We start from the raw sequence: 11,085 nt of genomic DNA on the forward strand, positions 1-11,085 counted from the left end.
TTGGACAGACCGATCCTAAGCTTGGCAAGAAATTTGTAGTAGGAGACGTCTATCGCCCTGAACTTGCCCGACTATCGTACAAAAGTCGGAAAAAAGTGCGCTCCGAAACAATCGCGTTAACCGATGGTACTTGTTGCTTGTGCCAGGAATCTGAAGTAACTGAGGTTTACCAAACTGGCTACGATGGACCACGCGATCGAGCCGGACATAATTCATTCCCCGTTTGCAGTGACTGTCAAGAAGATGTCTGTTACAGCAAACAATATTGGGAACCTGGTGGAAAAAACATCTGGAATTCCCACGCAACCGAAGCTTTTTCCCAATACATTACCAGAGCTGCTCTGGAGATGGTTTAACCAAGCCCGATTGACTAAAAGTTTTTCCGCTGCTAACCGGTTTTGTTTACAAAAATAAAGGAGGAATATAATGTTCACATTCTCTCTTGAGCTAGTTGACTTAGAGTTTAATAATTCAACCCGATGGCAAGCTTATCAAAAACTCCTGAAGACTTTTGATCTATTGCATCATAAGCTGAAACTTTATTTTGTCCCAAATGAAGACTTAGCTGAAGACATAGATTTTAAAGCTCCTTCCACTTTCTGTAATCAAGTAAAAAGAAAAGCGATAAAGTTTGTCTTTGGTGCAAACATTATTGAAATTGCGAGACAGTGGGGAGTCCGAGATGATTACGAATGTTTTCGATTGATTCAAACTAAACATATGGAGGATTTTTTCTTTGCTTGCATGGGTAAGCATGAGTTGATTGTATCCAGGATATTTGTTGAAGTGCTTATAATTTTGATAGATAACTTTACTAAAACACCAAAGATAAAAATAAAACGCAAAAACTTTTTATGGCGCAAATGTCTGCCCGTTATTCGCATTGCAAAATCAGGTTATTTTGTATTTGTACGACGAAGGAAGGTTTTGTACAATCTGGAAGAAGTGTCTGAGCAGATTCTTCGCACAGCAGGACTAACGATAACACCTCAACAAAAACCACTTCCTCCAATCTTCAAGGAGGAAGAGTAACAAAAATAAGCGATCGCCATAAATCCGTAAAACTAGCGATCGCTAAACAGGTCAAACAGGGTACAAAAAAGGCTGGGTCTTTCACCATTTACTGAAAGAGTTCAGTGGCACCATGTTTACCGTTGGGGACTGGAGGTACGCAGCTCATCAGTTAGGTTATGAGCTAGGTTGGGCTAATTACGCTTGGCGAGACTCTCAATTGTACGCAGACCTTTGACAAAATAAGGGGGACTTAAGGGGGCGAAATTCTCCCACAGTGGTTACGGTCGATTACCTGGCTAACGTTTAGGTGAAGACAAGAAGTAGCTAACCCCTTGATCGAAATATCAAGAAGTTTTTCGTCGTCTTTTTTTGACGACGATGGAAGGATAAAATATAATGTAAAAAGCGGTACGGGTTAAGTTCTTGCAAAAACACCCGAACCGCTGAGACTCGAAAGAGTCAAACTTATCACTTACACTTACATTTTTAACGATGAATCAACTGAATAACAACTGTATAGCTGTACTATCTGAGGCAGCTAGTGACTCTCAATTTGCTCAAATGGATCTCAGCCCATTCCCCCAGAGCAAGGTATTGATATTAGTCCAGGGGTGGGTACAAAGCGAGAAAATCAGAGCTTTAGTATCACAAATAGAGAAAAGAGAAGAGGTTGAGGCCATTAAGTGGAGTATGGCCAAAAAGAGCCTTTTTTTGTACAAAGACAAGGATTTGGAATTAATTAAAGGCTTTACTGCTTTTAAAGCTTCGGTGCTGGGTATAGCGGAATTACCACAAGTTCAAGCGGACTCAGGGGAACAGCAGAAGATTAGCAAGAAAAGGGGTTCGCGCCCTATAATTCCGGTAGAAGTTTCACGGACTGTCGAAAAAGATAATAAACTTACGTCAATAGAGCAGCTCTACAAAGACCTGGACGACCTTCTGGAAGTACACGGGATTGCCCGCCAGCGGTTTGAGGAATTTATAATTTCTGAGGAGGGACTGGAAACCCAAAAAGCGATCGCAGCCAAAGAAGAAATAGAAGTAACCGATGTTGTGCGGTTCTTGGGAAACGGCAAGGTCCATGTCCAAGTTGATTACTGCGATCGCTTTGTGCAGACGGTTGCTAGTCTGTTGGCTGAGTACTTGTCGGCATCCGATATCCTTGATGATTTTGATACCTGTATAATCGATCATTTTTATCAATTTGATCAAACCAAAGAAGCGACCAAGATTAGGGGGGAAATCCGAAGAAAGACGGGGGTCGAGGCTGTTGATCGCACTAAAAAAGGTGAAGTGAGATTAGCTCCCGAGTACAAAGACTTTTTTGTGGCTTGGCTAAAGGAATTAGAGGCAAAATCGAAGCCCAGGGATTTGAGCGAGGAACCGATAAAAAGTTTCGGTCAACTGTTTTCCCAACCAGAAGCAGGAAATGCTGTTATCCCTGAAACTCAATCAGAATCAGCAGTTAGGGGTCATAACCAAGTTAATAATGTTACGACCCAACCTCAATCGCAAGTCACCAGCACCGAGGAATCAACAAAGTACGAGCCAGTACAAAATGGACCATTCAAGCTCATCGAGGACTTGCATGAGGGGTGCTTTCTTAGCCTCAAGCAGTTCACCCAAGCTGTGAATGAGGAACTTTCCAATATTGGCTCTAGCGTCACCGCAAAGGTTGGAAATGTTAACAATGTATTTAAACGATGGGGGTGGCAAAAGCGGGAGGCCAACAAGTGGATCGCGGTTGGGGCAGGCAAAAAGCACCGGAGAGGTAACCAGTGGCATAACTCCTTGATTGAAGCCGTGGCCAATGAGCTGTCCGTGGTGTACTTAACAGCCAAGCAACTGCGATCGCTGGTTTTGGAAAAGTTAGAGCGGACTGACATCACCCCCAATGTCCTAAGTGCTGCTTTGGCAAAAATGGAGTTGCAAGAACGGGTAGAGGTTGGCAACTACAGGAAGTGGGTACCGGGGATTGAAGCGATCACTAAAGACGGCATTGAATTAGTACGTGCTGTGGGGTCTAAAGTTGCTTACCATCCACGTGTCGTGAATATCCTGGTTGATAATTCATCATCTTTTGTTGCTTCACTGCGCAATAAAGTAACAAAAGACGATACTAAGTTCAGTACTGAATCTTTTGGGCTGAGGTTTGCGATCGCTACCTTGGGCAAGACAGCGGAACTAGGTGAACTGCTGATCCAGTCACTTGAAGCAGTTGCTGAGCAGTTAAAACCCCAGTCACAGCAAGAGCTTGAGCCTACTCCATTCCGAATCGAAGCTGAGCACCGCAGAATACGACCAGCAAAAGAAACTGACAACTCCCGATTAGCGATTGCAGCAACCATCACCCCAGATGAATTGATAGCAGCTCAACCTGACCATATTGCTGAAGGGGTTGCGATCGCGGAATGTATTAGAGGGAACTACAGAAATTTGTCCAAAAAACTGCACCCAGATTCGTCCACTTTTTCCAAGCCTACAGCTGAGCGATCGATCAGGATCCTCAACGCGGCCAAGGCTTTGATCGAATCCAAAAATACCCAAAGCAATCCTTGGCAAGGTGCTGCTAGGAAACTGCAAAGATGGTGGGAAAAGCAACGGGAACGCACCACCAAAGAAGCGATGGGCGAAGCCCCGCCAAAGGCGATCGCGTAGCGTGACCTACGGTCAATCGCTTAAAATAGATCAGTGCCCTAACAACTCCCCTGGGGCTACTTTGTTCCCAGAGCCCCCTCCATCTCTCCGGAGGGGGCTCGCTTTTGGTTAACAATGATCGATTTTTCGCTGTATCTCGCACAGGAAAAGGAATTTCTTACTGTTACTTTTATTTCATTTTTATCAGTAATAAGATCGGAAGAAAAATCGATCATTGAGATTGGCTTGTCGGAAAGATAAAATACGATCCCTCCAGCCTTCCAATCTCCCCCAACTTCTCTGACATGGAAATAGGTTGCGGTTTGCCAAGGGAACTCCTTGAGGCTGCTTCTATCGATGGTGGCGCGCAAAAGTCCCTCTTTAATTAGTTCAGCTGAGACTTGACTACAATCGTTGGAAATCTGCATACACGGGTAATCCAAAATTCGACAACGCATCTAATTTTGCCCAACATCAAAGGACATATCAAGTGCAGCACTTTCCAGAATCACTGCGATCGCTCCCACTTCTGGATTGAGGCAAGTCAAAGGTTTCGGTTCATCCTGGTAACAGATATAACGCATGGCAAAATTGATCCAAGTCTTAGACTATGCGATCGCCCTTGGCGGAAGCTTTTTGATCTTGCCGCAAGTCTTGAGACCTATCAAGTGGCTTGATGCTTTCCGGAAAACTAGCTAGATTGCTAATGTGACTAAACAGTAATCGAAACAGTTAAATATGCGACTAGTAACGCCCAAGGAAGCTTGTTGGATCCTAGAAATCCCCATGAAAATGCTGGAGCACATGGAACAAGAGGGTACGATCAAGATGCACAAAACTCAAAACGGGGTGCGTCGATTCGATCTCGATTCACTTACAGGAGGTCTTAAACGAATGATCAACCCTGATAAACTTCCGGAAAACAGACAAGCGAGTGGCCTAGTTAAAACTAAGGAAGCTGTGATCGCATTAGGGGTTACAGACCGCACTTTAAGAAACTGGGAGTCCGCTGGCAAGATCAAGTCCACTCGAACTAGTAACGGTCGAAAACTGTATGATCTTGACTCTGTAGTCTACGAGGGCTAGTACAACGTTTTCCGGAAGGCAACAACCGGCTTGCTCTGAGTTGATTTAATCTACGTACTAGGAGTGAAAAGAGCTTCAGGTGGCAACAACTTATTGAGTTGTTTGACGTGTTCCGGAAAACGAAAAAGACAACTGAGTCCCAGTTTCAAGGGATGAATTTTTTTTGTCCCGGTAACCCCAGTTACTTGCCTTAAAAATCATGTAAATTGATTATTTCGAGTTTGGAGCTAACTGTTGCGCTACTGTTTGTGGGTCTTTGTCTACTTCCTTTGTCTTTGAATTGAGGTCGATGTCAGGATAGAGTTTTTGCGCTTCTTGATAGACGGAAATAGCCTTCTGTATTTCCCCTTTTCTTGCTAGTTTTCCTCCCTGATGCACTTTGGCTAGTGCGGCTAACAAGTGCGCTACTGTTTTTGGATCTTTATCTATTTCCTCTGTATCTGGGTTGAGGTCGATGTCAGGATAGAATTTTTGTGCTTCTTGATAGATAGAAATAGCCTCCTTTATTTTCCCCCTTCTTGCTAGCCTTCTCCCCTGATTCACCTTTTTTTGTGCGGCTAAGAAGTGCGCTACTATTTTAGGGTCTTTGTCTTTTTCTCTTCTTGTAATTGGGTTGAGGTCGATGTCAGGATTGAGTTTTTGCGCTTCTTGATAAGTAGAAATAGCCTGTTCTATTTCCCCATTTATTGCTAGCCAAAAACCTTCTTGTACCTTCACTTGTGCAAATATATGTTGCGCTACTGTTTTAGCTTCTTTGTCTATTTCCTCTGTATCTTGGTTGAGGTCAATATCAGGATAGAATTTTTGTGCTTCTTGATAGATAGAAATAGCCTCCTCTATTTTCCCCTCTCTTGCTAGTATCGCTGCCTCTTGTATCTTGGCTGGTGCGGCTAACAAGTGCGCTACTATTTTAGGGTCTTTATCTATTTTCTCTGTATCTGGGTTGAGGTCGATATTAGGATCGAGTTTTTGCGCTTTTTTAAATTTTTTAACAGCATTGTTGAAATTTGGCTCTTTTTGTAAAACAAAAGCCCTACCTTGTCTGACTATAAACTCTGCTTTCGCTTCATCCTCCCAATCGGCATACTTGAGACAGGCTTCTCCTGCTTTATTATCTTTTTTATTATCTTGATGATTTTGAGGCGCAACGAGGTCAGGATGAAATTGCAGCTGATCACATCCCTCTTTTAACAAATTTTGCCAATCTAAACCCAGCCACAAACGCACTGTGTGGTCCCAACTGGTACTGAGAATCTGTTTGCCATCTGGACTAAAAGCGATATGATTGACAGAACCTTTATGACCTTTGAAAGTATGGAGAAGTTTACCGGTTTCTGTGTCCCACAAACGCACTGTGTTGTCCCTACTGCCACTGATAATCTGTTTGCTATCTGGACTAAAAGCGATCCCATCGACAGAACTAGTATGACCTTCTAATGTATGAATTAGTTTCCTGTTTTCTGTGTCCCACAAACGCACTGTTTTGTCTTCACTGCCACTGAGAATCTGTTTGCCATCTGGACTAAAAGCGATATCTCTGACAGAACTAGTATGATCTTTGAAAGCATGAATTAGAAGACCTGTTTCTGTGTCCCACAAACGCACTGTGTTGTCCCTACTGCCACTGATAATTTGTTTGCTATCTGGACTAAAAGCGATCCCATCGACATCATCTGTATGACCTTCTAATGTATGGATTAGAAGACCTGTTTTTGTTTCCCACAAACGCACTGTTTTGTCTTCACTGCCACTGAGAATCAGTTTGCCATCTCGACTAAAAGCGATCCCATCGACATCATCTGTATGACCTTCTAATATATGGATTAGAAGACCTGTTTCTGTGTCCCACAAACGCACTGTTTTGTCTTCACTGCCACTGAGAATCAGTTTGCCATCTCGACTAAAAGCGATCCCATCGACATCATCTGTATGACCTTCTAATGTATGGAGAGGAAGACCTGTTTCTGTGTCCCACAAACGCACTGTGTTGTCCCTACTGCTACTGAGAATCTGTTTGCCATCTGGACTAAAAGCGATATCAGTGACATAATCTGTATGACCTTCTAATGTATGGATTAGAAGACCTGTTTTTGTGTCCCACAACCGCACTGTTTTGTCAACACTGCCACTGATAATTTGTTTGCCATCTGGACTAAAAGCGATATCTCTGACATAATGTGTATGACCTTCCAAGGTATGGAGAGGTTGACCCGTTTCTGTGTCCCACAAACGCACTGTTTTGTCTTCACTGCCACTGAGAATCAGTTTGCCATCTCGACTAAAAGCGATCCCATCGACATCATCTGTATGACCTTCTAATGTATGGATTAGTTGACCTGTTTCTGTGTCCCACAAACCCACTGTGTTGTCTTCACTGCCACTGATAATCTGTTTGCCATCTCGACTAAAAGCGATATCTGTGACAGAACTTGTATGACCTTCTAATGTATGGATTAGAAGACCTGTTTCTGTGTCCCACAACCGCACTGTTTTGTCTTCACTGCCACTGAGAATATGTTTGCTATCTGGACTAAAAGCGATATCTGTGACAGAACTAGTATGATCTTTGAAAGTATGAATTAGAAGACCTGTTTCTGTGTCCCACAACCGCACTGTTTTGTCTTCACTGCCACTGAGAATATGTTTGCTATCTGGACTAAAAGCGATATCTGTGACAGAACTAGTATGATCTTTGAAAGTATGAATTAGAAGACCTGTTTCTGTGTCCCACAAACGCACTGTGGAGTCCCTACTGCCACTGAGAATCTGTTTGCCATCTCGACTAAAAGCGATCCCATCGACATCATCTGTATGACCTTCTAATATATGGATTAGAAGACCTGTTTCTGTGTCCCACAACCGCACTGTGGAGTCCCTACTGCCACTGAGAATCTGTTTGCCATCTCGACTAAAAGCGATCACACTGACACCTTTAGTATGACCTTGTAAAGTATGGAGAGTTTGACCGGATTCGGTGTCCCACAAACGCACTGTGGAGTCCCTACTGCCACTGAGAATCTGTTTACCATCTGGGCTAAAAGCGATCGCATAGACAGCTCTAGTATGACCTTCTAATGTATGGATTAGAAGACCTGTTTCTGTGTCCCACAAACGCACTGTGTTGTCCCTACTGCCACTGATAATCTGTTTGCCATCTGGGCTAAAAGCGATATCATTGACCCTTTCTGTATGACCTTCTAAAAGATTCCTTTCTCTAACCTTATCTAAAGCTGCCAATAAGTTAGAGTTAACTTCATTGATCACCGTTGGTTCTAAGTCTTTTTGCTGGGATTGACTTTTAGCCGTTGCTTCAATAGCTTCGAGCAATTCTTTTGTAGTAGGTTTTATTGATAGAGAATACTTAATCTTGGTAGCTTGTGCGAGTAAGTTTGAATTAATTTCCCGTTTACGAGATTTTAAGCCAAAATGAGTCGATACAACTGAGCTTATTGCTACCACACCTATAACAAAAGCAAATAACCCAACCCTTACCCCTTTATTTCTCTTACGCTTCTGAATACTTTGTTTAATAAACTCCTTCCCCAACACAGACAGCAAACCTAATTCAAAATAATCCTCCAAATAATTCTCCGTTTCCGTCAATTTTGCCCCATTAAACAGATAATCTGCCGATTTTCCTTTTATTTTCCACTCTTCAGCCGCCGCCTCAATCTTACGGGCTATTCTCATCCCATCCCGGTTTTCACTTATCCAACTCCGCAACAGACTCCAATGACGAATCAAGGCTTCATGAGCCACATCCACCACTGCTACTCTCTTTGCTCCTCCTCCTTTACCTACCATTTCCGTGGTAACAACTAGCTTTTCATCGGCCAACTTCTGAACTACGGTATCAATAAGTTCTTCGCTGTAGCGCTGATTCACTAAATTCGGTTTAAATACTCGTCTGCGAGTATCTTCTGTACCTTCCCCCAACTGAGTTAGTGCTAGAAAAATATGCTTAACTGCTGCTTGTTCTTCTTCTGAAAATAGCTCATAGACCTCAGTCGCCCGTTGACGCAAAGTACCCATCACACCACCCAATTTGGCATAGGTGTTTAGCCGCAAACAGTTATCAGTGCTTTCTTCCCACAGTCGTGTCAGGGTATATTGCAGTAATGGCAGATACCCTGGCGCATCGGCTACATCTGCCAGTATTTCTTTCACCAGTTCTGGCTCAATCTCTAAATCTACCTGTTTGGCTGGTTCTACAATTGCCTGTTTTAACTCCTCTGGTGACATGGGCATAACAGCAATTCCATGTTCTTGAATCTGCTGTGCTAATCCGCTATAGTCCTGTTCAAGACATTTACCAAAAAAGTCTGCCCGCATCGTCAATACCAAGCAGAGTTTATCCCCGGTTTTAGGTAAAGCTCCTAATAAGCATTCAAAAAACTGTTGCCTTTCTGAGCTATCCTGACACAAAGTAAACGCTTCTTCAAACTGATCAACTACCAGTATCACCCGCTGGGTATCGGTCACAGCGATTAATTGTCTCAACCCTTCAGAACCCTTTTTGATCAAATCCTCGGCTTGAGCTAATTGAGTCGCTTGTTCGATATCAGATAACCCAGAATCTACAAAGGTTAGTGCTAAGGAATTGAGGGGATGTTCACCGGGCTGAAGGATTTTTATCTGCCGACTTTCACTACCCGATAACCTCTGTCCCAGTTGTAACTGATACAACAATCCCGCCCTAACTACACTAGATTTTCCACTACCAGACGCTCCCAAGACAGCGAGAAAATTACCAACACGCACCTTTTCCAACAATTGATCCGTTAAGGCAGTACGACCGTAGAAATACTTAGCATCTTCTTCAGTACAATCAAAATAAGCTAAGCCTTTATAAGGGCAGATACTTTTTGCTGATGCAGCTGACTGTTTTGTTGCTGCGGTCCACCTGTGAGTCAGATTAATTGGTTCACCGGAATTACTAAAAGTAGGACGCTGGGGAAAAGCATTCCGTTCTTTAGTGAGAATATCAACTAAGGAATAGTTAGTTACCCACCGCTGTTGGCTTGGTTCTAATCCCTTGATCAGTGCAGAGGTGAGAACACTATGATTACTACCAATGTCTTCATAGGCCAGTTCAAAGGCACGAGAAGCAGCAATGAAACACCGGTCTCTGCCTTTACCCCGGTCTCCGGGGTCTGCTTCTTCGAAATTTAGTACTTCTCCGGCGTAACAGCAATCTAAAATAATAATCTGCTGCCTTACTTCACTTTCTTGTAGTAGTTCCCGCAACCATTTTAAACGAACACCCCAGTTACCCATGTCCGGGTTTACATCACTAGTTGCCAAAAAGCCTTCTTGTATCCCCTTGCTTTTTCGTAAACCATGTCCAGAAAAATAGAGTAGCGCTGTATCTGGGGGTTTCCCATTTGGTTTGAACAATTGTACTATGGCGTCTTCTAACTGAGTTAGAGTGACTTTGGTCTTTTTACCAACCCGAATGGTATTATTCTGCTTATCTTTAACTGCTGGGAGTCGCGTTACTTTAAAGTCTCCATACTTCTCTAGTAATTGGGCTACAGCTTCTGCATCCCGCCCAGGTGCCGTTAAATTATTGAGGCGTTCATAGCTGTAAGTATTAATTCCTATTACTAAGGCATTCCGACTCATGACAACCAGCTTTTTAATGATAAATAGGTAATTAAGAGGAATACAATTATGTTATCAGTCTTGCCGGTAAATAGTTTAGGAAATATTCTGCTATGACACAATTAACGCCAATTCAGCTAGAGGATGGCACAATTATTTATGTTGAAGCTACAGAAGATTTAGAAATTCCTACGGTAAGCAGCCCAGACAACCAAGACGAAGAAGAAGAGGAAGAAGAAGCTCTCACCGACAAGGGCATGAGTTCTCCTGAAAGGCTACGACAGCAAATAATACAACACGCTCAAATCATTGAAGGGACGATCCGGGCTTACACCATTATTGGCTTAAATGCGTTTAAGAAAAAACCAATACCTAATGTGAAAAAAGTAACCCTAGAATTTGGGATTGAATTAGGGGGAGAAGCGGGGATTCCTTATGTTACCAAAGGCACGGCTAAAAGTAATCTTAAAATAACAGTAGAGTGTGAGCTTTCTAAGCAAGTTGAAAATAAAACTTAGTTAAGAAAAATTACGCGATCGCTTTTAGCGGAAGCTTTGCTTCATCGCTTTTAGCGAAGCGCTGTCCTTTTCAAAAGTATTCCCTAGTCCCATTAGACTGGGTGCATCTCCTAAAAGTTGTTTGACAAGGTGGTGCGTTACGGGGCGGGTTGTCTAAACCCTGGCGCTTGAGCGGAAAGCGATGCAGCGCGGTCTTGGGGGTTTCCCCCATGAGCGACTGCATCAA

At 43.1% G+C, this 11,085-nt stretch carries 8 protein-coding genes; 5 read left to right on the forward strand and 3 right to left on the reverse strand.

Going from position 1 to position 11,085, the window contains the following annotated elements; all coding sequences use genetic code 11:
- From AC4II3_RS27665 to AC4II3_RS27675, 3 genes are all read left to right on the forward strand, one after another.
- A partial coding sequence (locus AC4II3_RS27665) for a hypothetical protein (protein WP_488014439.1) occupies positions 1-356 on the forward strand: 356 nt, incomplete at its 5' end.
- A gap of 70 nt (positions 357-426) precedes the next feature.
- Positions 427-1,032: a hypothetical protein gene (locus AC4II3_RS27670; protein WP_488014441.1), complete on the forward strand. Its 606-nt coding sequence runs from the start codon at positions 427-429 to the stop codon at positions 1,030-1,032.
- A gap of 474 nt (positions 1,033-1,506) precedes the next feature.
- Positions 1,507-3,672 (forward strand): hypothetical protein, encoded by a 2,166-nt coding sequence (locus AC4II3_RS27675; RefSeq protein WP_488014443.1) that lies wholly within the window; start codon positions 1,507-1,509, stop codon positions 3,670-3,672.
- A 56-nt stretch (positions 3,673-3,728) separates the two neighbouring features.
- Here AC4II3_RS27675 and AC4II3_RS27680 read toward each other — a convergent pair whose 3' ends face one another.
- Both AC4II3_RS27680 and AC4II3_RS27685 read right to left on the reverse strand, forming a co-directional pair.
- Positions 3,729-4,079, reverse strand: a complete 351-nt coding sequence (locus AC4II3_RS27680; protein WP_488014445.1) for a hypothetical protein — start codon at positions 4,077-4,079, stop codon at positions 3,729-3,731.
- A 30-nt stretch (positions 4,080-4,109) separates the two neighbouring features.
- Positions 4,110-4,235 (reverse strand): hypothetical protein, encoded by a 126-nt coding sequence (locus tag AC4II3_RS27685; protein WP_488014447.1) that lies wholly within the window; start codon positions 4,233-4,235, stop codon positions 4,110-4,112.
- Between the two features lie 154 nt (positions 4,236-4,389).
- On the opposite strand from AC4II3_RS27685, the gene AC4II3_RS27690 reads away from it, so the two are divergent.
- Positions 4,390-4,737 (forward strand): MerR family DNA-binding transcriptional regulator, encoded by a 348-nt coding sequence (locus AC4II3_RS27690; RefSeq protein WP_293025111.1) that lies wholly within the window; start codon positions 4,390-4,392, stop codon positions 4,735-4,737.
- 210 nt (positions 4,738-4,947) lie between these two features.
- Here the strand turns inward: AC4II3_RS27690 and AC4II3_RS27695 are convergent, their stop codons facing one another.
- Complete coding sequence (locus tag AC4II3_RS27695) at positions 4,948-10,362, reverse strand: nSTAND1 domain-containing NTPase (protein ID WP_490722967.1); 5,415 nt, start codon at positions 10,360-10,362, stop codon at positions 4,948-4,950.
- 92 nt (positions 10,363-10,454) lie between these two features.
- Between AC4II3_RS27695 and AC4II3_RS27700 the strand changes: the two genes are divergently transcribed.
- Positions 10,455-10,859, forward strand: coding sequence for a CU044_2847 family protein (locus AC4II3_RS27700; protein ID WP_490722968.1), 405 nt, complete (start codon positions 10,455-10,457; stop codon positions 10,857-10,859).
- Positions 10,860-11,085: the final 226 nt, after the last annotated feature.

This window comes from Moorena sp. (assembly GCF_982860115.1).